Source organism: Paenibacillus sp. 10L310 (genome assembly GCF_056395745.1).
In genome coordinates, this window is the sequence record NZ_JBFTKC010000008.1 from 207,065 (window position 1) to 233,043 (window position 25,979).

A 25,979-nucleotide genomic window follows, 5' to 3' on the forward strand; every position below is an offset into this window, starting at 1 on the left:
TGATGACAACTGTCATCAGGACCCTTTGTTACATAACTTAAATACTTTTGTCAGGTGATAAAAAAGTCGTGAAACCACCACAAATTTTCATTACCACTTCCTCAATATACCGAATGTCGCATATAACGTGCTTAAATGATCCATTTTCACCCAAGCCGGGTAAAGGATTAGAAAATAATATCAATAGCCTCTAGCTCATCTTGCTCCTGTTCGGATTGCCCATTCAGGGAAATATCCTTGAGCAGCACCGAAGGTTGTTCGCCAATTTGGGTGATGATCACGAGCAGGTCCTGAGCGAAATTGTCGATCAGATTGCGCGTAAACAACTTGGTCGCATATTCAAACTGCCCGTTCATTCCCTCATCCAGCAACGAAATGACCAAGGTAAGGTCAAATTGGGAAACCGCATGCGTTTCCGGATAAGATTCGATCTGGATATCCCCGAAGTTTTGAACGTTATCTTCCTTCGTTTCCAGCGCAAACATGACATCAAATACAGGATTGCGGCTTTGATCTCGCGGCACCTGCAGCTTTTTCACAAGCTCTTCAAACGGATAATCCTGGTGGTCGTAGGCCCCCAGCATCGTTTCTTTGACTTCGTTCAAGTAAACAAGGAACGTCTTCTCCCCGGATGGATAATGACGAATCGCCAACGTGTTGACAAACATTCCGATGAGCGGCTCCAGGTCGGCATGTGTGCGGCCTGAAACCGGTGTGCCTACAATGAAGTCTTCTTGTCCCGAGTACTTGCTGAGCAGGATTGAATAGGCCGCCGATAACACCATATATAGGGTAGCACCGTTCTCATCGGCAATGCGCTGCAAGTTGTCAGTCATCTGCTTGTCGATACTGAAAGGCAGCACATCTCCCTCAAAGCTGCGAGCGGCAGGTCTGACAAAGTCCGTAGGTAGCTCAAGCGTTGGCAGTTCACCTTCCAGCATGTCCAGCCAGTAGGCTTCCTGGCGTTTCAGCCGTTCTTTTACAGGTTCTGACTGCTGCCAAGTGGCAAATTCCTTGTATTGAATCCGAAGCGGTTCCAGCGTCTCACCGTTATACAGGCGTAGCAGCTCTTCGATGAAGATACCCATCGACATGCCATCCGTGACGATATGATGAATGTCCAGCATAAGCAGATGACGTTCCGCTTCCCATTCAACTAAGCCCACACGCAGCAGCGGCGGCTGCTCCAAATCAAAGACACGTACAAAGGCATCCGCAATGCTTTTCGTTTCACTTTCCGTCGCCTTTGTATACTCGACGGCAAACTCCAAGTCCGAATAAATCCGTTGTACCGGTTCGCCGTCGACCATTTCGAAGCCGGTTCGCAAAACTTCGTGACGAGCGATTAATCCTTTGAGCGCCGCCTCGAATTGATTCCGCTCCAAGCGCCCGACCAGAACCGTCATGCCGGACATGTTGTAACTAAGCTCGGCCCCTTCCATCTGCTGCTGGATATACAGCCGCTTTTGCACAGAGGAAAGCGGATAATACTCCCTTTTATCCAGAACCGGAATGGAAAGAAACTCCTGCTGCTCCAATCGGCTAATCACTTCAGCCATCGCTTCAATAGTCGAGTACCGGAATACATCGCGCAGTGGCAGGTCCACGTGCAGCTCCTTGTGCACCTTGCTGACCAGCGTCGTCGCACGCAGCGAGTGACCGCCGAGGTCGAAGAAGTTGTCCGTCACACCAATCGTAACTGACCCAAGCACGTCCTGCCAGATGGAGACCAGTTTCGTCTCCAGATCGGTGCGCGGCGCCACGTATTCGCGCCCTGCACTTGCTCCCTCTTCCGGCGCCGGCAGCGCTTTCCGGTCGATTTTCCCGTTTGGTGTCAGAGGTAAATGCTCCAGCTCCACAAAGTACGACGGGATCATGTAACCTGGCAGCTCGCTGGAGATCGCTCGTTTCAGGTCGGCCGCCGTCAGTTCGATATCCGTTGTGTAGTAGGCGCACAGCGCCTTTTGACCGTTCCCATCACTTCGAACCAGCACCACCGCTTCGCGTATACCTACCACCCGCAGCAGCTGCGACTCAATCTCACCCGTTTCGATCCGGTAGCCCCGGATTTTGGCTTGATTGTCGATCCGGCCGATGAAATCCACGTTTCCGTCCTCCATCCACTTCGCCAAATCTCCCGTGCGATATAACCGCTCACCCGCGGTGAAAGGGCTGTCTACAAACTTCTCTTCCGTCAGCTCTGGACGGTTCAAGTACCCACGTGCTACGCCAACGCCGCCGATGACCAGCTCGCCCAGCACACCGACGGGTACGGGATTCAGATGTGCATCCACGATGTAAAACTTCGCATTCAACCACGCTTTGCCAATCGGCACATGGCCTGTCTGCGGCAGTTTCGCCAATTCTTCGTCATAGAAACTGGAGTCGATTGCCGCTTCCGTCACACCATAGGCGTTAATGATGCGGAACGACGAGCCAAACCGCTCCTGCAAGGTACGGTAATCCGCTACACTGCAGCTGTCCGAGCTTGTGATCAACAGCTCCATACCGCTTAACTTTAGCCCCTGCTCATGCACGTATTCCATAAACGGCACGATCAGTGCTGGTGTTGATTCAAAGATCGTCACTTGCTCCTGCTCTATCCAGTGGTGCAGACGAGACGGATCAATCCGGTCGTCCTTCGGTACAATGACCATGGTGCCTCCGTTATACAACGTGCGTGCGATATCGCCCACGAAAACATCAAATGAGAAGCTTGCGAGTTGCAGCAGTCGCACCGGGAACTGATCCAACCGGTATTCCCGTCGGTAGCCCGCTGCCGTGTTCACTAGGCTGCGATGCTCGATCATCACGCCTTTTGGCTTGCCCGTCGTTCCCGACGTGTAGATGACGTACGCCAGATCCTCCGGACGGGCTTCATGGAAGCTGTCCATACCGACAACATCAACATCATTTGGATGACTCTCGCCACCACCGTTCACAGCCCCCGTTAGCTTGCCGTTGACTCGATCGGGAGCACTGTTGGAGCCTTGGCCAAAGTCCATTGGCACATTCGCTCGATCTTCGCTGTATGACGTTTCGTCATCGAGATACAGCACCGTCGCCAGTGCCAGTTCCTCTTCACCGAGCCAGGCTTCGGCACGCTCTCGCAGCGGCGTTTGCGTCAGCAGCACCTTCGCTCCGCTGTCTTCGAGCATGAACCGCACACGGTCTGCCGGATAATCCGGGTCGAGGGGTACATACGCCCCGCCTGCTTTCCAGACGGCCAGCACGGCCACCAACAGGTCCACCGAACGCTCGGCGAGAATGCCAACAATCTCCTCACGGCCGATTCCACTTGCGCGTAGCATCGCCGACAGGCGGTTCGCCCGCTCGTTCAGCTCCACATACGTCAGCCGATCGTTTTCGTAAACGACAGCTTCAGCTTCCGGCGTGTGTTCCACCTGTTCCTCGAACAGTCGATGGAACGCTGCCATAGGAGCCTGTTCCGGTTGCGCAGGGTTAAACGCGCCGACAATCTGCTCTTTTTCCTCTGCCGTTAACAAGTTCAGCTCGGCAATAGTCGCCGACGGGTTGCAGAGAATGGATTCAAGCAGCTGCAAGTAGTGAACAGCCAATTTCTCCACCGTTTCGGTTTTGTATAGAGCTGTGGCGTATTCAAACAGATATTCCAAGCCGTCCTCAATCTCGGTGACGTCCAAGCTGAGATCGAATTTGGAAACAATTTCTTCGCTGGCATACGTCGACAGATGCAGTCCCGGAAGCTGAATTTCCACATTTTCTGTATTCTGCAAAGCAAACATCGTATCAAACAGTGGATGACGGCGTAGATCACGAGTCACGTTTACCTTATCCACCAGTTCCTCAAACGGATAATTCTGATGTTCAAAAGCACCAAGCGTTGTCTCCTTGATTTCCTTCAAGTAGTCAAGGAACGTTTTACCGGCAGCCGGGTAACTGCGGATGGCCAATGTATTAACGAACATCCCGATCAGCGGTTGAACGTCGCTGTGATTTCTGCCCGCAATCGGCGTACCAACCACCACGTCTTCCTGACCTGAATATTTATGCAGAAGCACGTTATACGCCGCAAGCAGAACCATGTAAAGCGTTGCGCCGTTTTCAGCTGCAAGCCGTTTCAGACCTTCGCTTTTCTCAATATTCATAAACAATTGCAGCGTACGGCCCTCGTAGCTCTGCATAGCCGGGCGCGGATAGTCCGTTGGCATTTCCAGAACTGGCAGTTCTCCGCTGAACATGTCAATCCAGTAGGCTTCCTGCTTGGCAAGCTGCGTTTTCTGCTCGTCCGATTGCTGCCATACTGCATAATCTTTGTACTGAATGCGGAGTGGCTTGAGCGGCTCCCCGCTGTACAAGTGCACAAACTCTTCGATCAGTACGTCCATTGAAACGCCGTCCGATACGATATGATGTGTATCGAACATCAGGATGTGCCGGTCCGGCGCCAGTTCGGCAATGCCCACCCGCAGAAGTGGTGGCTTGGCTAGATCAAACGCACGAACGAATTGGCGCACCGTTTCTTCCGCCTGCTCCCCGCTGATCTGCACATATTCCACCTGGAAGGTGACTTCTTCGTAAATCCGCTGAACCGCTTCGCCTTCAACCATCTCAAAGCTGGTACGCAGCGTTTCATGACGAGCTACAAGCTCGCGGAACGCTTCTTCAAACCGCTGCCGGTTGAGTTGCCCTTCGAGCAGCATAGCTCCCGGTATATTGTAGCTCAGCTCGCCTCCTTCCAGCTGGTTCAAGATATAGAGACGTTTCTGCGCAGAAGAGAGCGGATAATACTCGCTAGGTTCCGCAGCCGGAATAGCCATAAACGAGCCGATCTCCAAATGCTCCATAGCCACAGCCATTTCCTCAACTGTCGAGTAGCGGAATACGTCGCGAAGCGGGAATTGGGCGCCCAGCTCCTTATGCATTTTGCTGACAAGTGTTGTCGCCCGCAGGGAGTGTCCTCCGAGGTCGAAGAAGTTGTCCGTTACGCCTACCGCCTTATCCCGAACTAGTACCTCCTGCCAAATGGCGGCCAGCTTCGCCTCCATTTCGGTGCGCGGCGCCACGTATTCGCGGCCTCCGCCTGCTCCCCCTTCCGGCGCTGGCAGCGCCTTCCGGTCAATTTTCCCATTTGGCGTTAGAGGCAATTGCTCCAGTTCGACGAAATACGACGGAATCATGTATCCCGGTAGCTCGCTGGAGATCGCCCGTTTCAAATCTGCCGCCGTCAAGCCTTCTTCCACTGTATAATAAGCGCACAACGCTTTCTGCCCTTCTTGATCTTCCCTGACAACAACGACCGCTTCCTTCACGCCACCTACACTCAGCAGCTTTGCTTCGACTTCGCCCGTCTCGATCCGGTAACCCCGGATTTTTGCCTGGTTATCGATCCGGCCGATGAAGTCCACGTTGCCGTCCTCCATCCACCGCGCCAAATCTCCCGTGCGATACAACCGCTCACCCGCGGTGAAAGGGCTGTCTACAAACTTCTCTTCCGTCAGCTCTGGGCGGTTCAAGTACCCGCGCGCCACACCGACTCCGCCGATAACCAATTCGCCCAGCACGCCGACTGGCACCGGGTTCAGATGTGCATCCACGATGTAAAACTTCGCATTCAACCACGCTTTGCCAATCGGCACATGGCCTGTCTGCGGCAGCTTCGCCAACTCCTCGTCATAGAAACTGGAGTCAATTGCCGCTTCCGTCACGCCGTAGGCGTTGATGATGCGGAACGACGAACCAAACCGTTCCTGCAAGGTCCGGTAATCTGCCACACTGCAGCTGTCCGAGCTTGTAATCAACAGCTCCATGCTGCTTAACTCTAGTCCATGCTCATGCACGTATTCCATGAACGGCACGATCAGTGCCGGCGTTGATTCAAAGATCGTCACTTGCTCCCGCTCTAACCAGTAGTGCAGACGAGACGGATCAATCCGATCGTCCTTCGGTACAATGACCATCGTGCCGCCGTTGTACAACGTCCGCGCGATATCGCCCACGAATACGTCAAACGAGAAGCTGGCGAGCTGCAACAGCCTTACCGGGAACTGATTCAACCGGTATTCCCGCCGGTAACCCGCTGCCGTGTTCACCAGGCTGCGGTGCTCGATCATCACGCCTTTTGGTTTGCCCGTCGTTCCCGACGTGTAGATGACATACGCCAAGTCCTCCGGACGGGCTTCATGGAAGCTGTCCATGCCCACAACTTTTGGATGGCTCTCATTACGGTCGTTCACAGCACCCGTCAGCTCGCTGGAGATCAGACCTGAAACCATGCTGGAGCCTTGGTCGAAGTCCATTGGTGCATTCGCTCGATCTTCGCTGTATGACGTTTCGTCATCGAGATACAGCACCTTCTCCAGTGCTAGTTCCTCTTCGCCGAGCCAGGATTCGGCACGCTCTCGCAGCAGCATTTGTGTCAGCAGTACCTTCGCTCCGCTGTCTTCCAGCATGAACCGCACGCGGTCCGCCGGATAATCCGGGTCAAGCGGTACATACGCCCCTCCCGCTTTCCAGACGGCCATCACGGCCACCAGCAAATCGACCGAACGCTCGGCGAGAATGCCAACGATGGTCTCCCGGCCTATTCCGCTTGCACGTAGCGTGGTCGACAGGCGGTTCGCCCGCTCGTTCAGCTCCGCATACGTCAGCCGATCGTTCTCGTATACGATGGCCTCCGCTTCCGGCGTGCGTTCCGCCTGTTCCTCGAACAGTCGATGGAACGCTGCCACAGGAGCCACTTCCGGCTGCACCGGATTAAACACGCCGACAATTTCTTCTTTTTCCGCCGCCGTTAAAAGCTCTAACTCATGTACACGAACATTCGGATTAGCCGCAACCTGCTCCAATGCACGGGCAAAATGACCGTGGATCTGCCTGATGTCTTGCTCTCTGAATGTCAGTGTATTGTACGTAAACCGCAGCAAAATATGCTCTTCCGGAATGACGGTAATGTCCAGATCGTAGTTCGTTTGTTCCGGCGATTGGATATTAGCGATTTTCAGCGCTTCTTGTCCTCCGCCGACAACCTGCTCAATCTGTTCTTCCATCGGATAATTTTCAAAGACCATAATATGGTTGATCAAGTCGCTCTTTTGCTCGCTCAGCGACTGAATTTCGAACAGCGGGAACGTTTCGTAAGCTCCCGATGTCAGCGCTTGATCCTGGGTTTTTCTCAAAATATCGGCTACCGTCTCCTCGGCTTTGCCTTGAATACGGACGGGGATCGTATTAATAAACAGACCGATCATGCTTTCGATACCCGGAATCTCTGCTGGACGCCCGGATACGACGGAGCCAAATACAACATCTTCGCTGTTGTTGTATACCTGCAGAACCAGTCCCCATACGGTCTGCATGAATGTATTAAGCGTCACCTGATGCTGGCGCGCCACCCGCTCGATTTGCCCAGTCAGTTCCTTGCTGAGTTCCACATCGATCTCAGCTGCTTCAAAAGCGCCCTGCTTCAGCCCTGTTTTCTCCCGAGGCAACTTGGTCTGCTGATCATAACCCGCCAAATACTCGGACCAGTAACGCGAAGCTTTCGCGGCATCTTGAGCTTCCAGCCATTCGATATACCGAGAGTACGAGGTAACCGGAGGAAGCTCCAGCGTCCGTTGCTCCTGGAACGCGAAGTAGGTGTCGAACACTTCCTTGATCATTAAGGACATGCACCAGCCGTCCAACAAAATGTGATGGTGACTCCAGATCACTTGGTAGGACTCGTCGCCCGTACGCAAAACTGTAACGCGCATCAGAGAGCCTTGGGCCAAATCGAACTTGTTCGCTTTATCCGCGCTGACAAAATCTGCCATTGTCTTCTCCGGGTGTTCATCTCTTGCCGAGCGAATATCTTCAAAGTACACTTCACACTTCCGCTCGCGGAATACCACTTGAATAGGCTCGTCTCTCCAGCCGGTAATAAAATTGGTCCGCAGCGCCTCATTTCGCTGTACCAGCGTATCCAATCCGCGGGTGAAGGCTTCCACATTCAGGCTTCCATACAGATCGAAGGTCACCTGTTCGAAGTAAGCTTCCGAATCGGCATCCAGCAAGCTGTGGAACAACATCCCTTTTTGCAGCGGAGTCAGGGTGTATACATTCTCCAGTTGGCCGAGTGCCGCCGTATGTTCGGACAGCCGCTCCAGTTCCTCCACCGTCACATCTTGAAGCAGTACGTCACTAGGCGTAAGCTCCGGCCGCTCTTTCGATACGCAATGGCTGATGACTTCACGCAAACTCGATTGAAGTAGGGTGCCCAGGCGCTCAACCGTCTCCCGTTGATACTGGGTTTCCCCATAACGGATCGTAAGTTCCAACACGCCTTCCGATACCACACCGTTGATATCGAGGACATAATTCATCACAGCATTCGGGCTTGAATCGGAGCCCGGACTGAACGGAGACGGCTGCGAGCCGCTGCTTTCGTAATCCTGGTCGAACTGACCCAGATAGTTGAAACTGATCTCCGGCTCTAAAGCAAAGCGCTCGCCGTCATGCGGCGCCGACAAATAACGCAGGATGCCGTAGCCGATTCCTTTGTTCGGAATGCGGCGCAAGCTTTCTTTCACCTGTTTCACCTGATGACCGAGAGCCTGGACGTGACCCGGCTCCAGAACGACAGGGAATTGGCTTGTAAACCAGCCTACCGTGCGTGTAATGTCCACATCCGGCAAAAGTTCTTCCCGACCGTGGCCTTCGAGATTCACCAGCACGCGTTCCCGACCGCTCCAAGCTTGTATCGCGAGGCCAAGCGCAGCAAGCAGCAAATCGTTCATTTCCGTATGGTAAGCACGGTGTGCCTGCTTCAGCAGCTGTTCGGTTTCCTCCGCCGTCCAGCGGACGGTCACGAGCCTGCTGTCCTTCAGCTTGGATGTGCCTTGTTCAAAATCTTTCGGAAGCGGCTCATAGGTCAATTGCTCGATATGCTGCCAATACGCTCTCTCGATTTCCATCGCCGGTCCGTTCGCATAATCAGCGAGCTGTTTCGCCCACGTTTGGAATGAGTCCGTTTTGAGCGGCAGACGGATCAGCTTCCCTTGCAGCGCCTGCTCATAGCCGGCAGCAAAATCCTCAAGCAGAATCCGCCAGGATACGCCGTCTACGACCAAGTGGTGGATCGCGATCAGCAGATGATCTCCATCCGCACAACGGAACAAGCCGAGCTTCAGCAAAGGCCCTGCCTGCAGGTCAATGCTGCGCTGAAGCTCGTTCGCCTTGGCTTCGATCGCCTGCGCGCAGTCCGTCATTCCGCGGAAATCGATCACTTCTAGGCTGTAGAGCTCGCCGTCACTTTCCTCGATGGCCCGGTTCCATGCCGCATACCCGCTCTCGGTCCAGCTGAAGACGAGGCGCAGCGCATCGTGATGCTCGGCCAGCTTCCGCACGGCCTGACGAAGCGCCGCTTCGTCATAGCCTTCCTCCCGGTACAGCATCACCGCCTGGTTAAAGTGGTGCAGCTCGGCGAACGACTGCTCGAAGAACCAGCGCTGAATCGGCGTCAGCCCCGTCTCTCCCGTAGCTGCCCCCTGATCGGCGCGTCTTAAGACCGACTGGAGATACGGGCTTAATTCCGCTACGGTCGGATATTTGAACAAATGCTTAATTTCCAGCTTGTATCCGGCCTGATATAGCCTGGACGACACCTGGATCGATTTAATTGAATCCCCGCCGAGCTCGAAGAAATTGTCCATCACGCCGATCGGACGACCCGTTCCCAGCACTTTTTGCCACACCGCAACCAACGTCTGCTCCGCCGCCGTCCGGGGCGCCACGTATTCCGTTCCAACGAGCATACTGCTTTCCGGTGCTGGCAGCGCCTTGCGGTCGAGCTTCCCGCTGTGTGTGAGGGGCATCCGCTCCAGCTGCACGAAGTAGGACGGAATCATGTACGCAGGCAGATCCTCCGCCAGCGCGCTTCGCAGCTCGCTCGCCGCAAGCGGCTTGTCCGCCACGAAGTACGCGCAGAGCTGCTTCTGACCGGCTTCGTCCTCTCTGGCGATGACAACCCCCTCTTGTACGGACGCCGCTTTCAGGACCTGCGCCTCCACCTCGCCGAGTTCGATCCGGTACCCGCGGATTTTCACCTGATGGTCGATCCGGCCCATATACTCGATGTTGCCGTCCGGCAGCCATCTGGCCAGATCGCCCGTCCGGTACATCCGCCCGCCCGGCGCGAACGGACACTCTACGAATTTCTCCGCGGTCAGCTCGGGACGGTTCAAGTAGCCTCTAGCCAGACCTTCGCCCGCGATGCACAACTCGCCCGGCACGCCGATCGGCTGCAGCGCTGTCGTCCCTTCCTTGACAATATGCAGCCGGATGTTCGAGATCGGCTTGCCGATCGGCACCGATACATACGCCTCTTCCGGTCCGCAATCGTAGTACGAGACATCAACCGTCGCTTCCGTAGGCCCATAAAGGTTGATCAGCTGCGCTTGATTCACGGATGACGAAATCCACTGCCAGAACCGGCTCACATGCGACGTCGCCAGCGCTTCCCCGCTTGCAAACACCCGTTTCAGCGAAGACAGCTTGTTACCCAGATCTTCGCTCGGCTGACGCTCGACATATTCGAGGAAGGCGTGCAGCATCGACGGCACGAAGTGCATCGTGGTGACGGCTTGCCGTTCGATCGTATCCAGAATCGTCTCGGGATTCTTCTCTCCGCCCGGCGGCAGCAAGCAAACTTTGGCCCCCGTCCAAGCCCACCAAAACAGCTCCCACACGGAAACGTCGAAGGTGATCGCCGTCTTTTGCAGAATCGTATCCCTGGAGTCGATCGGGTATGCATTCTGCATCCACAGCAGCCGATTGATCACCGGACGGTGCTCCACCATGACGCCTTTGGGCTTGCCTGTCGAGCCCGATGTGTAAATGACGTAGGCCAGATGCTCCGGTCCGCTGGCCAGCTCCAGATTCGAGCCGTCTTCGTCATACGCGGATGGATCGTTCAGATCGACGAGCGATAGATCACCAAGTGGCTCGGTCCCAGCAAATGACGCGCTTTCCCGCAAATGGCTTTGAATCAGCAGCAGCCTAGCGCACGAATCTTCGAGCATGTAGCGGATACGCTCCTGCGGGAATTGCGGGTCGATCGGCACGTAGGCGCCCCCGGCCTTCAAGATCGCATAGATGCCGACAATCATCTCCAGCGAGCGCTCGGCCATGATCGCGATCGGCTGATCGGCCTGCGCGCCAGAGGCACGCAAGGATCGCGCCAGCCGGTTCGCCCGCTCGTTCAACTCCCGGTAAGTCAGGCGGCTGTCCTCATAGACAACGGCCACCTGCTCCGGCGTTCGCTCTGCTTGCTCCTCGAACAGCTCGTGGATTGTTCTCTCTCTCCACGACTCATCCGCTTCCAAGCCTGGACCCTCTGAGGCGGATTGCTTCGCCAGAGCCGAAGACGACACGGCAAACCCGACCAGCAAATCATGCTTTTCGCTGTCCTTCAAGATGTTCAAATCCGAGATCCTCGCACCCGGCTGAGCCAGGATCGATGCCAAAAGCTGCTCGTAATGACCCGCCAGCCGTACCATCGTTTCCTGTCTAAACAACGAGGTAGCGTACTCGATCTTGCAAACTAGCTCGTTACCCTCTTCCACGATATCCAGGCTAAGATCAAACTTTGCTCTCTTTTCCTCGATGTCAAACAGCGACCATTGCAAGCCTTCCAGGGCTAAATCCAGGCTTTCGTGCTTTTGCAAAGAAAACATGGTGTCAAACAGCGGATTCCGGCTTAAATTCCGGCTCACCTGAAGAGCTTCTACCAGCTCCTCGAACGGATAGTCCTGGTGCTCGTAGGCTCCAAGCGTCGTTTCCTTCACATCCTGCAAGTAATCCAGGAACGTCTGCTCTGCCGTCGGACCCAAGCGAAGGGCCAGCGTATTGACAAACATACCGATAATCGGTTGCAGGTCGGCGTGAGAACGAGCGGCAATCGGAGTGCCGACTACGATATCTTCCTGTCCCGCGTATTTATGAAGCAATACGGAGTATGCAGCCAGCAGAAGCATGTACAGCGTCGCCCCCGAATCTCCGGCAAGCCGTTTTAGAGCTTCGCTTTTCTCCGCATCCAGCGCAAACGTGAGCGTTTGACCGTCAAACTGCCGGACGGCTGGGCGGGAGTAGTCAAGAGGCAGCTCAAGAACCGGAAGCTCGGAGCTGAATACCCCGCGCCAGTATTCCTCCTGCCGTTTGATACGCTGACATTGCTCGTCGGATTGCTGCCAAACGGCGTAATCCTTGTATTGAATCCGCAGCTCCGGCAATTCTTCCCCATTGTAAAGCCCCACAAATTCGCGTAGCAGCACATCCATGGAAAGACCGTCCGAACCAATATGATGCATATCCAGCGCCAGCAGGAATTTCTCTTTCTCAAGTATGATCAGCAGGGCGCGCAGCAAAGGCGGCTGGGTCAAGTCAAAAGGCTGAATGAAACCTTCCAGAATGGCCGCGACCTGATCTTTGCTTGCTTGAAGCTTCTCGACCTTGAAATCTACGAGCGGATGAATACGCTGAACCGGCTCTCCATTCACGATTTCAAAACCGGTGCGCAGCATATCGTGCCGGGCCACCAAAGTAGTCAGCGCCTTTTCCACTTTGGCCTCGTTCAAAGTCCCTTTCAATTGCAAGGCGCTTGGAATGTTGTAATTCAGCTCCGAGCTATCTAGCTGGTGCAGGACATACAGCCTTTTTTGCGCAGAGGAAACTGGATAATATGCTTTCTCTTCCGCTTTTGGAATGGAGCTGTGCTCTGATTCTTCCAACCTGGCAATAGCCCCGGCCATCGATTCTACCGTCATATAGCGGAACACATCGCGCAGCGGAAGTTCAACGTTCATTTCCTTCCGAATCTTGCTGACAAGGTTTGTCGCCCGCAAGGAATGCCCTCCGAGCTCAAAGAAATTGTCCAGGACTCCAATGCCGGAGTAACCCAGCACTTCCTCCCAGATCTTCACAAGCTGGGACTCCGTAAGGTTACGAGGAGCTACGTATTCGACGCCCGTTTGCAGGCTACCTTGCGGCTCCGGCAGCGCTTTGCGGTCCACTTTGCCGTTCGACGTCAGCGGCATGCGCTCCAGCTGCACGAAATACGACGGGATCATGTATCCCGGCATTCCCTGTGCCAGCGAGGTTCTCATTTCGCTGACTGTCAGCGTCCGGTCTGCAACAAAGTAGGCAACAAGTGCCTTCTCTCCCTCGTTGTCCTGACGGGCGAGCACCACCGCTTCTTCCACGCCCTCCACGTTCAGAAGTTGCGTCTCGATTTCGTCCAGCTCAATCCGGTACCCGCGGATTTTGACCTGATGGTCGATCCGGCCAAGGTATTCAATGTTGCCGTCCGGTAGCCAGGCCGCCAAGTCACCCGAACGGTACAGTTTTCCCCCCTCCGCAAACGGGGAATCAACGAACTTTTCCGCCGTCAAATCCGGTCGATTCAGGTATCCTCTTGCCAGGCCTTCACCGGCCACGTACATTTCGCCTGCTACGCCGATCGGAACAGGACGACGGTTTTCATCCAGAACATACACGCTCAGCGTCGGGATCGGCTTGCCGATATTACTCTTTGCCGCCTCCATCTCGATCCATGTAATTTCCTTATACGTCACGTGAACCGTCGTTTCGGTAATACCGTACATATTGATCAGCTTTGTCTCCGGGTACTTCGTCTTGAAACCCTTGAGCAACAGCGGGCTGAGTGCTTCGCCGCCAAAGATGACGTTGCGAATCCGCAGATTGTACGGATGGTCCGCTAAAACCTCACGCAGCAGTTGGTAGAAATATGTTGGCGTCTGGTTCAAAATCGTGACCCGTTCGCGGCTCAGCAGTGCCAAGAACTCGGCTGGATTTTTCGCCGTAAGTGGCGGTACGATAACCAGCTTTCCTCCATTCAGAAGTGCTCCGTACATCTCCCAGACGGAGAAATCGAAGCAGAACGAGTGGAATAACGTCCACGTGTCGGACGGCCCAAAGTCGAACAGGTTCTTGTCGTTGAACAAAAGGCGCACGACGTTTTTATGCTCAATCAACGTGCCTTTGGGTTTGCCGGTCGTTCCCGATGTGTAGATGACATAAGCCAAGTTACCCGGGCCAGAAATTGGTTCCAGATTCGAAGCGTCCAGTGCATCAGCGGAGTCCGCCCCTTTGTGGCCCCAAACGAAATCGTCCAATTCAAGGCGCGTTCCTGCGAAATCGGTCTTCTCATGCAAATGCTTTTGAATCAGCAATAACGGTGCGCCCGAATCCTCAATCATGAAGCGGATGCGTTCCTCCGGGTAGTCGGGATCGACAGGCACGTAGGCTCCGCCCGCTTTGAGAATCGCCAGAATGCCGACGACCATATCAAGTGAACGTTCGGCCAGAATCGCTACCAACTGATCCGCTTCGACTCCTGTCTCCCGCAGCTTACGCGCAAGGCGATTGGATCGCTCGTTCAGTTCGTGGTAGCTCAGCTGCCGCTCATTCATGACGGCGGCCACGTTATCCGGATAAAGCTTCGCCTGCTCTTCGAACAAGCCATGAATCGTCTGCTGACGCGGGTAGTCTGCCTCCGAATCATTAAAACCGCGCACCAGTTCACGGATTTCCTGCTCGGTTAGCATTTCCAGCGAAGCAATATCCCCTTCCGGCGCTGTTGCGATAGTTTCGAGTAGCTTGTCATAATGTCTGGCGAACCGTTCCGCGGTCTCCTGTTTATACAAAGCCGTAGCGTACTCCAACCGGCATTCGAGCTGGCCATCCAGTTCCGAAATGTCCAGAAGCAGCTCGAACTTAGACGTTCGGTTTTCCAACGGATAAAACGATTGCTCCAGCCCCTCGATGACAATTTGCTCATTCTCCGTATTTTGCAGGGAGAAGAACGTATCAAAGAGCGGATTCCGGCCGGTCGCGCGCGGAATATGAAGACTTTCCACCAAATCTTCGAACAAATAATTTTGGTGTTCAAAAGCCCCGAGTGTGATTTCCTTCATTTCTTCCAGGTACTTAAGGTACGACTTGGAACGCTCCGGATGGCTGCGAATGGCAAGCGTGTTGATAAACATACCTACGATTGGCTGCACTTCTTCCTGCGTTCTTCCGGCAATCGGCGTTCCCACGATCAGATCTTCCTGACCCGAATATTTATGCATAAGGATCGAGTAAGCAGACAACAGCACCATGTACAGGGTCGTGCCCGTCCGTGCGGCCAGTTCTTTCAGCTTTTCCGTCCGTTCATTCCCAATATCAAACTTCACGGTCCGGCCGTCAAAACTTTGCACCGCAGGCCGCGGGAAGTCCGTCGGCAGTTCCAATACAGGAAGCTCGCCCGACAGCTGTTCCAGCCAGTACTCCTTCTGCGGCTGGATCAACTGCCTGTAGGCTTCGGAATGCTGCCAAACGGCATAATCTTTGTATTGAATACGCAACGGAGCCAGCTCCTCACCACGATACAGGCGGCTGAACTCGTCGAAAAGCAATGCTGTCGAGATGCCATCCGAGACGATGTGATGCATATCGAACAACAGGATGTGGCGATCCTCGGCGACTTCGATCAGGCCGATGCGAAGAAGTGGCGGCTTAGTCAGATCAAACGGGTGATAGTATGCTTCCACCACATGGTCCACTTCTAGCTCGCTCGCCTGGAAATAGTCTACAGCAAACTCCACCTCGTCATAGATGCGCTGCACAAGCTCGCCTTGAACCTGCTCGATCCCGGTACGCAGCGTCTCATGGCGCTGAATCAACGCCCGGAATGCGTACTCTACGCGCGTGCGGTCCAGCTTGCCTTCGAGAAGAAGCGCCGCCGACATATTGTAGCTACGCTCGGCCGCGTCAAGCTGGCGCAGGACGTACAGACGCTTTTGCTCGGATGAAACCGGATAGTACTCGGTCTCTGCCGCCTTTGTAATCTCATAGGTTTCCTGCTGCTTTAAACCGCTAATTCTTTGGGCAAGCTGTTCGATCGTGGTGTAGCGGAAAACGTCCCGCAGCGGAACCTCGACTTGTAGCTCTTTTCGAATCTTGGAAACAAGCGCGGAGGCCCGCAAGGAATGACCACCCAGGTCAAAGAAATCGTCTTGGACTCCAACTCGCGCAATACCCAGCACCTGCTGCCAAATAAGAGCAAGTCTTGTTTCCAGCGTTGTGCGAGGAGCCACATACTCACGGCCGGCTTCTATCTCTCCGGTCGGCTCAGGTAGCGCTTTACGGTCAATCTTGCCGTTCGGTGTGAGCGGAAGCTGATCAAGAGACACCAACCGGGCCGGAACCATATGCGCAGGCAACTCTTGTTTCAATTGGGACAGCAGATCGCTCAGTTGCAAGGAAACATCCCCCGCCACGTAACCGCACAAATACTTTTGCCCCTGCTCATCCGTACGGTCAGTCACCACAGCCTGCTTGACCCCCGGGAAACTGAGCAGGGCCGTTTCAATTTCGCCGAGTTCGATCCGGAACCCGCGAATTTTCACCTGATAGTCGATCCGGCCGATGAAGTCAACGTTGCCGTCTTCCAGCCAGCGGGCCAAATCTCCTGTACGATACAGACGTTCTCCAGGCACAAACGGGCTGTCTGCAAACTTCTCGCTGGTTAGGTCCGGACGGTTCCAATACCCGCGCGCCACCCCGGCGCCGCCGATGACAAGCTCCCCCGGAATCCCTACAGGAACCGGCTTTAACCCGGCATCTACAATGTAAAACCGGGCGTTCAGCCAGGCTTTGCCGATCGGCACATGACCCAACGATGGCAACTTGTCCAGCGGCTCATCGTAAAAGCTGCTGTCAATGGCCGCTTCGGTAACGCCGTAGCTGTTGATGATGCGGAATTGTCCGCCGAATCTTTCCTGCAGCAATCGGTAATCGGTGACACTGCAAGCATCCGAGCTGGTAATCAGCAAATGCATGGAGCTGACGTCCAGCCCTTCTTCATAAATATGCTGCATGAACGGCAGGATGAGCGCAGGTGTCGATTCAAATACCGTAATGTTTTGGTCCCGAATCCAGCCGTATAAGCGGTTCGGATCAAGCCGGTCATCCTTTGGCACAATTACCATCGTTCCTCCGTTATACAGCGTCCGCGCGATGTCTCCAACGAACACGTCAAACGAGAAGCTCGCCAGTTGCAACAACCGCACCGGGAACTGATCCAACCGGTACTCACGGCGGTACGCATCCGCCGTATTCACGAGACTACCATGCTCGATCATGACGCCTTTTGGCCGTCCCGTCGTACCGGAGGTGTAAATCACATAAGCCAAGTCATGTGGGGCACTGTCAGCGGATTCAAATTCCACGGCTGAGGTATCCTCGTTATACATCTGTTCATCGTCCATCGCATAGACAGCTTGAAGCTTCAGCCGGTCATCGGCCAGCCAACCTCCGGCCCCCTCCAACAGATGACGCTGCGTAAGCAGCACCGATGCTTCGCTATCGCTGAGCATGTACTCAATCCGCTCCGCTGGATAATCGGGGTCCAGCGGTACATAAGCTCCGCCGGCTTTCCATACGGCGAGCACACCGACCAGAAGTTCCACCGAACGCTCTGCCCAGATCCCCGTAATCGTCTCCCTTCCCACGCCCTGTTCACGAAGGAGCGCAGCCAGCCGCTCAGCGCGTTTGTTCAATTCGCCGTAAGTCAGCTTTTTGTCCATGTAAACAACTGCCGGGTGATCCGGAATGTCTCGGGCAAACTTTTCGACATACCGATGAAACGCTATTCCCTCGCTCAGTGCTTCCACCGGCAGGTTAAACACCTCCAGAATACGGTGTCTCTCCTCATCGCTCAACAGAGAAATCTCGCGCACCCGCAGTTCGGGAGTCTCAAGAAACTGGTCCAAAACGGTTACATACTGTTCCATAATGCGATCAATCTCGGTCGTCTCGAACAGGCCGGTACGATAGGAAGCATGGAGAATGACATTGCCTTCATTCAGCATATGGTCGAAGCGCAGCAGTAGATCGTCCATCTCGTGTCTAGCAAAGTGAGCCTCCAGACGTACCTTGATTTCTTCGTACTCCACGATTTTCAAAGGTAGATATTCCAGAGACGTGCGGAACAACTCCGAAAGATCGTTGCGGCCGTGTTGTTCGCGTAAATCCTGAATCAATTGGTTATAAGGATATTTCTGATGCCGCAGATCCGCCGTATTTTCCTTGGAAACCGTTTGGATCAAGGAAAGCACGGACCCAACTGGATTCAGACTAATCCGCGTAGCCACGGTGCTGACGAACATACCGATCGTTTCTTTTTCCTTCTTGCTCGTGCGATTGGCAAACACCGTGCCGACTGGAACATCGGTGCTGTCGGTCAGCTTATACAATAAGACGTACATGGCGGACAAAAATAACGTATATAAACTAACCTGATATTGTTCGCTAAAAGCCAGAATGCGGTCATAGCGGGAACCATCCAAAGTGATGTAACGTTTATTCGATTCGCTACCAATCGAGAATGGCGGAACTGATTTAATGCCGCTCGTTTCAGGCAAAGTCTTGTACTTGGTTAGCCAATATTCCTTGCCTTTTTGATAACGCTGCGATTGCTCATATTCATGCTCAGTTGAAATATAATCCAGATAGGATGGGGCCTGGTAACTGCTGAAGATGCCATTGCGCAGTTCCAGGTATTTTTCCATCACCGCATGCAGCAAAGCAGTGACGGACAAGCCATCGGCGATGATATGATTTATAGTCAAATTAAGCCATACTTGGCCGTTCGCAAAATGGATCATCGTAAATTGATAGAGGTGTTCGTCGAACACACTCGCCGGTTTTTCGGTTACTTCTTTCACCCAAGCATAGAATTGTTCGGTTGTGCCTATTTCGAGGTGGCTTATCCTGGTTTGGACATTCTCCAGCTCTTCGAACCACTGCGTTGGATTTTGCATATCCCCGCTAATGCGGATTCGGAAAGCGTCATAGGTTTTGACAATCTCTGCCGCCGCTTGCTCAAGCAGCTTGGTGTCGATCTCGCCCGTAATCTGGTAGGTCGCGGAAAGCATCGTGATGGATGTGCCCGGATTCATAATTTCCATGAACCATATCCGGCGCTGGGCTTGCGTTAATCCATATTGCTTGTTCGTATTCTCTCTCACATCGACACACTCCCGTATTAGAGATTGTTTGTAGATAGGCTTTATACCTGAATATCAGCAGGAAGCCGCCCGCCGAAAAGCGGGTCTAGCCGTACAGCCGCGCGTAGTAACCTCCGAGCGCCAGCAGTTCCTGATGGCGGCCCCGTTCCACGACCGTTCCTTGATTCATGACCGTAATCAAATCCGCATGTTCCACAGTGCTGAGACGGTGAGCAATCAGAATGGTGGTGCGCCCCTTCATCAATACTTTCAGAGCTTGCTGTACCCAATGCTGGGATTCGTTATCCAATGCAGAAGTCGCTTCGTCCAGCAGTAGAATCGGGGCGTTTTTGAGAATCGCCCGGGCGATCGCAATTCGCTGCCTTTGTCCACCTGACAATGACGCTCCCCTCTCTCCCACTGGCGTTTTATACTGTTCAGGAAGTTCCTGAATAAAATGGTGAGCGTACGCCGCTTTGGCCGCTTCAACCACTTCTTCATCCGTTGCATCCGGGTTGCCATAGCGGATATTTTCCTCAATCGTGCCGGTAAACAAAAACGGTTCCTGCGGAACGTATGCAATCTGCCTGCGGATTTCTTCCAGCGTGTAATGGCCGAAAGGTTTACCCTGAAGCAGGATATCTCCGCTGTCCACAGGATAAAAACCGAGCAACAGCTTAATCAGCGTACTTTTGCCGCTGCCGCTGGCTCCCACGATCGCAGCGACCTGACCAGGAAACACCTGCATGGACATGTCGACAAGCACCTTTTTATCTGCCTGATAGGAAAATTCCACATCGCGAAACTCCACCGCAGCCTCCGATAAAAGCTCGCTACGAGAAGATCCCAAACGCTCCGGTTCCTCTTCCTCACTTAGTACCTCTTGAATCCGGTGAGCGCCCGCGAGCGAATTTTGGGTCATCGACAGAACCATCCCCAGGTTCAACAAGGCGTGCGTCAGATTCACTTGCAAAACTGCCAGAGCGGCGACACTTCCCATTCCCATCAATCCGTAAGCATAAAGAAGACTGCCGATGACGATGATGCCGCAGAACGTGACGTAGCTGATAAAATGGTTCACCGCAGCCTGCATACCGTTCTTCTTCGCCGTTTGCCGAAGCGTTTGCGTCATTTGCTCGTTCAACGCCTCGTACTGGCCGTAAATCGTGCGGATGCGGAACAACTTCACAATTTGAATGCCACCCATAAAATCTTTAAACTTTTCGGTCATTTTACCGAGCGTACGCAAGCCTTGTTCGGACAAAGCGCGGATATCCCGTGCAAATTTCAGGCTGACCAGAGAAGACAGCAGCAGAATGACGAAGGATACGCCAGCAAACCGCCAATCGATCACCGCCATAGAGACAATGGAGCCGATGCAGAAGACAACTTGAAGCAGCAAAACGAAGTAAACCTGCGAGAATGTAAACTCAACGGTCGTTACGTCGTTGTTCACTCGCGACAGCAAGTCCCCATGGTGGTTCTGCTCCAGGAATCTCGGCCGCACCCGGCACAGCTTGTCATAAAGACGTTTGCGGATATTCAGCACAGTCAGCTCGACACTGCGCTGGTATAAGTAAATGAACCAGGGAGAAATTATATTTTCCAGGAACAGGGCCGCGCCCAAAATAACAAAAGCTTCTACCATCAGGGACGTATCTCGGGACACGGCGAAATCAACCAAGTTATGTACGACCAAGCTGAAGGCGATCAGAAACAATGTCTGGGTGAGCGCCGTTACAGCAAGGCCAATCGCGTACTGGGTTTTGCGCTTGCGGTTCATAAACGTCAGCAAGTAGCCGAGTTCTTTCACTTGTGATAGCCTTCCGCCCTTTTTCATGTGTACGACACCTCCCTGCGTTCGGCAGACTCGGTAAACTCCTGGTAATACGACTGGGCGTACAGTCCCTTCCTCTCGAGCAATTGTTCATGAGTGCCCTTTTCGACAATACTTCCTTGTTCCATAACCCAAATTTCATCGGCGTTTTGTACCGTAGAGAGCCGGTGGGCAATAACCATGGTCGTTCTCTTCTTCATCAATACGCCCAACGCTTCCTGAACCGCGCTTTCCGACTCCGGATCAAGTGCCGATGTGGGCTCGTCCAACAGCAGAACGGGAGCATCCTTCAGAAACGCCCGAGCCATTGCAATGCGCTGGCGTTGCCCACCGGACAAAAACCCGCCGCGCTCTCCGACATACGTCTGGTAACCGTCCTCAAGCTGCATAATGAAAGAATGAGCCTGAGCGGCTTTGGCGGCTTCGATAATCTCGTCCATCGACGCTTCTTGCCGCCCATAGCCGATATTTTCGGCGATCGTACCGCTAAACAAATATGAATCTTGGGTTACCACGGAAAAATGCGACCGAAGCTGCTCCGGATCTGCACCGTGGATCAGGCTTCCGAACACGCGGATCTCGCCCTGATCCTCCGGAAGTGGATAAAAGCCGCATACCAGCTTAAACACCGTACTCTTCCCTCCGCCGCTCGCTCCGACAAGTGCAATCGTCTTGCCTTCTGGCACAGAGAAGCTAACATTCCGCAGAATCGGGGAACTCTCTTCATACCCGAAGGTTACGTTCTGAAACTGGATGGGGGCGGCGCTCGCTTTTGGAAGCAAACGGCCATTTTCCGTTTCGGTCGGCTGCTCGACGATTTCGGAGACCCTTCTCAGGGCACCGGTCATTTCGAACGTGCGCGTGATGAGCTCGGGAATATGCTCCAGCGGCTCCAGACACAGATTAAGCAAGTACAGGAAGGCGATCAGTTCTCCCGCGCCTAGCTGCCCGTTGTAGATCAAATAGCTTCCGTAACTGACGGCGAAAATGATCGGGCTAATCATCAGCGTAGAAAGCAGCGGGTTGACCCAGGCTTCCCGCTTTTTCACGGCCAGCTTTTTTTGAGCCGTCAATTGTAGCAACACTTGGTAGGAGCGAGATAACATACCGGATAGCAGGTAGCTTTTTACAATAGGCATCCCCCCAAGCGTATCCTGGAGGTTGACGTTCATTCGGCCCATGTTCGCCTGGGCTTCCTCCGTCAACTGTTCCAACTGCTTGCCGATCCATTGGGAAACCAGCAGTGCTACGGGAAATAACAGCAGGCTGTACAGCATCAGCTCCCATTGGAGATACATCAAATAAGCGAAACAGCCGATAAATAATAGCGGATGATAAAACCACTGGGCGAGGTCCCGAATCATAAATTGCTGGATGAGCTGCAGATCGTTGTTGATCCGCGACAACACGTCGCCGGAGTGCTGCTTTTCCAAATAGGGGACCGGGAGTTTGCCGATATGACGCATGACATGGTTGCGGATATCCTGCACCGCAGAGGCACTGCTTCGCTCCACACCAAAGCTCATGAAAAACTTCGCCGGCACACCGATCAAGATGACCACAAAGACCGTGTACACGATCTGCAGAACGATAGGCCCCGCCCCATTCTCGGCCTGTGTGGTCAGCTGCTCGACCAAACGTCCCGTCCATATCTCAATAACAGCGGCGGCAATTGCGGACAGGATACCGACGATCATCCAGCCTTTGTGACGGCTTACATAGGACATCAGCCAGCGGAACGCTTTCCAGGTGGCATAAGCGGTTCGGCGCTTGGAAGGCGCCGCTGTGCCTTGTCCTTGAACAGACGTCTGCCAGTCAGCTCCCATGCAGGACCCCTGCCTCCGCTTCGATCTGCTGCTTGATTTGCACTAAGATGTCACGGATGACAACGGCCGTTTCGTCCACGCGCGTGAGTTCCAGTAACTCCTCGTGTGCGCCCTCCAGCCGGTAATCGGCGTAAGCTTGCGTCGTTGCCCTCTGCCAAGACGGCAACTGGTGCTCCAGGCGGAACGCTTCACTGTCCTTCGCAATCAGTTCGTAAATCCGGGCAGTTATCGTTCCTGAATTAATAAGCTGCGCTTCGTACGTCAATGTGGCTTTGATCTTCCGATGAACACGCTCCCGCACGAGCGGATTGCTCATTAATTCCTTCTCTTCTTCGTCGAAATCCGCAAGCATCTCTTCAAGCTCTTTCTCAGACGTTTCATAAGGTGTGAGTGTGTCCTTAATCCACGAGTCCACCATGAGCATGTCCGTTACGGAGTACCCTCTTCTTTCCATCGATTTGGCTACCTCGAACGTCAGGTTGCCTCCGAAGCAGTAACCGAGCAACACGTAAGGTCCTTCAGGCTGGATACGAACAATCTCATCCACATAACGGTTCAGCATGGCCTCGTAATCGATGACATCGTCGATAAAATCAATGCCGTAAAGCACGAATCGGCCGTCTAGTCTGCTTGCAAGCTCTCGGTAACCGATGCCGAAGCCGCTGCCTGGAGGGAAGCAGAACACGTTCAGATCCCCTGTTTTATTTAGCTTAATGAAGGAGTCTCCCCCTTTATCCAGACCCAGATCCTCCTCTCCAAAAGCCATGGCTTCAACGGTTACATGATGGAATTGGCGATTCAGCGGTATCTCGATGCCCGTTTCATCGTAAACGGCTTGAACAAGCCTAATCAGACTTAAGGAATTGCCTCCCAGCTCAAAAAAGTTATCCTTTACGCCAACCTGTGGAATGCCAAGTGTATCCTGCCAGACACGGACAATCTTCATCTCGAGCAGCGTTCTCGGCGCGACATATTCCGTTCTTCCAGTGGCGGCTTCCTCTGGCGCGGGTAGCGCTTTGCGGTCGATTTTCCCGTTCGGAGTCAGCGGCATCCGCGAAAGCTGCACGAGGTACGAAGGAATCATATATCTCGGAAGCTGCTTGGCGAGCTGCTCCTTGAGTTCATGCGCCGCCAGCCTCGTTTCCGCAACGTAATAAGCAACAAGCTGCTTATGGCCGTTTGCGTCGTCGCGGGCGAGCACCACCGTTTCTTGCATGGCGGCGATCTTCAGCAGCTGCTCTTCAATCTCGCCGATTTCGATCCGGTAGCCGCGGATTTTCACCTGATGATCGATCCGCCCCCGGTATTCGATGTTGCCGTCCGGCAGCCAGCGGGCGAGATCTCCCGTCCGGTAAAGGCGTTCTCCCGGCGCAAACGGATGTTCCACAAACTTCTCTGCCGTCAGCTCCGGTTGGTTCAGGTAACCTCTCGCAAGCCCCACGCCTGCCACGCACAGCTCTCCGTCCACTCCAGGAGGCACAAGCTGCAGGTGGGCATCCAAAATGAAAATCCGGTGATTGGACAGCGGGCGCCCGATCGGAATAACTCTGCGCTCCGGCTGCTGCTCAACCGCATCCCAAAGCGTCGTAACAATCGAAGCTTCGGTAGGCCCGTAAGCATTGAAATAGTGGACCTTCTCCTTCCACTGCTGTACAAATTCGGCCGATACCGCCGAACCTCCCGTTACAAGCTTCGTTAAGCTGGGAAGGCGGTCCGGGTTCAAATATGCGCTGTACGTCGGAGGCAAAATCGCCGCCGTAATCGCATGCTCGTTCATATAACTCTCGAACAGGCGGTTGTCGAGAATCGTCTCGGCCGTCGGGATGTACAAAGTCGCGCCAAAATAGAGCGCTTTGAACACTTCCCAGCAGGACGCGTCGAATGACAGGCTGGCGAATTGAACGATCCGGTCATGCTCCGTGATGCCCAGTCTGTCCGCGAACATCAGCTTCAAGCTGACCAAACCACGATGCTCCAGCATGACCCCTTTGGGTTTGCCCGTCGTACCTGATGTATAGATGACATAAGCCAGATCATTCGGACCGCTGGCCGGCTCCAGATTCGAAGCATCCAGCACACCAGTGGATTCCGCCCCGCTATCGCCCCAAACAAAATCGTCTAATTCAAGGCGTGTTCCTTCAAAGTCGGTTTTCTCGTGCAGATGTTTTTGAGTCAGCAATAACGGTGCGCCTGAATCCTCGATCATGAAGCGGATGCGCTCCTCCGGGTAGTCGGGATCGACAGGCACGAAGGCTCCGCCCGCTTTAAGAATTGCCAGAATGCCGACGACCATATCAAGCGAGCGTTCGACCAGAATTGCTACCAGCTGATCTGCTTCTACTCCTTTTTCCCGCAGCTTCCGCGCAAGGCGGTTGGATCGCTCGTTCAGCTCGCGGTAGGTCAATTGCCGCTCGTTCATGACGATGGCCACGTTATCCGGGCGATGCTCCGCCTGTTCTTCGAACAAGCCATGAATCGTTTTCCCCCGCTCGAACTCGGTTTCGGTGTCATTAAATCCCTTGAGCAGCATCTCCCTCTCGACTGGGAACAGCATATCGACTTGTCCAAGCTCCAGATCTGGCTGAAATAAAAGCATGGACAGCAAACGAACAAGATGGTCGGCCACCTGCTCCATAAATGCCCGCTCGTACCGCTGTCCGTCAAAGCTTATTTCCAGCTCGATGGAGTGGTTTTGGCGGTCGAAGCGAAAAACGGTATCAGCCGCCACACGGTTACTCAGCGGTCCCGGATGAATCGGGGCGAAGGATGCGATGGTGTTGACGACCGGGAGACCATGCCCCGTATAGTCCAAATGGAGCGGCTCCACCATTTTTCGAAAAGGCAGGTGCTGATGCTCCAGCGCCTCGCCGATGGAGCCTTTGATGCCCCCAAGCAGCGTTTTCAGCGTAGTCTGGCTGCTTACCAATGTCTTGATCACCAAGATGTCATGCGGCGGCGTCTCGCCCTGGTCTGCGCTATACGAAGGCATGCCGACCAGCACTTGGTCCCGCCCGGTATATTTGAACAGCAGGCTTTTGACTCCTGCCAAAACAATCATGTACAGAGCCAAATCCGAACCGCTGGCGAGGCCAATGATTCTCTCCGAGAGTTCGCTCGGCAGAGTACGATGAAGCAAGTCCGGCTCTGCCGCAGCTTCGCCACCCACAGATAATTTGGAGGATTGACTGTAGGGAAGGAAGCTCAGGCTATCATCTGCGTCAAACTTGCCGCTCCAGTACCGTTCTTCCTTTTCAAATAACGATTTCATTCGTACCTCCCCTAAAA

4 protein-coding genes are annotated in these 25,979 nt (G+C 54.0%); all 4 read right to left on the minus strand.

The window, feature by feature from the left end; translation table 11 throughout:
* Positions 1 to 167 precede the first annotated feature (167 nt).
* Positions 168 to 19,052, minus strand: a complete 18,885-nt coding sequence (locus AC1DE7_RS18870) for a non-ribosomal peptide synthase/polyketide synthase (RefSeq protein ID WP_477534962.1) — start codon at positions 19,050 to 19,052, stop codon at positions 168 to 170.
* An 85-nt stretch (positions 19,053 to 19,137) separates the two neighbouring features.
* Positions 19,138 to 20,871: an ABC transporter ATP-binding protein gene (locus AC1DE7_RS18875; protein ID WP_477534963.1), complete on the minus strand. Its 1,734-nt coding sequence runs from the start codon at positions 20,869 to 20,871 to the stop codon at positions 19,138 to 19,140.
* Positions 20,868 to 22,694, minus strand: a complete 1,827-nt coding sequence (locus AC1DE7_RS18880) for an ABC transporter ATP-binding protein (protein ID WP_477534964.1) — start codon at positions 22,692 to 22,694, stop codon at positions 20,868 to 20,870. Before AC1DE7_RS18880 ends, AC1DE7_RS18875 begins: the two co-directional genes overlap by 4 nt.
* Positions 22,684 to 25,962 (minus strand): non-ribosomal peptide synthetase, encoded by a 3,279-nt coding sequence (locus AC1DE7_RS18885; RefSeq protein WP_477534965.1) that lies wholly within the window; start codon positions 25,960 to 25,962, stop codon positions 22,684 to 22,686. Before AC1DE7_RS18885 ends, AC1DE7_RS18880 begins: the two co-directional genes overlap by 11 nt.
* Positions 25,963 to 25,979: the final 17 nt, after the last annotated feature.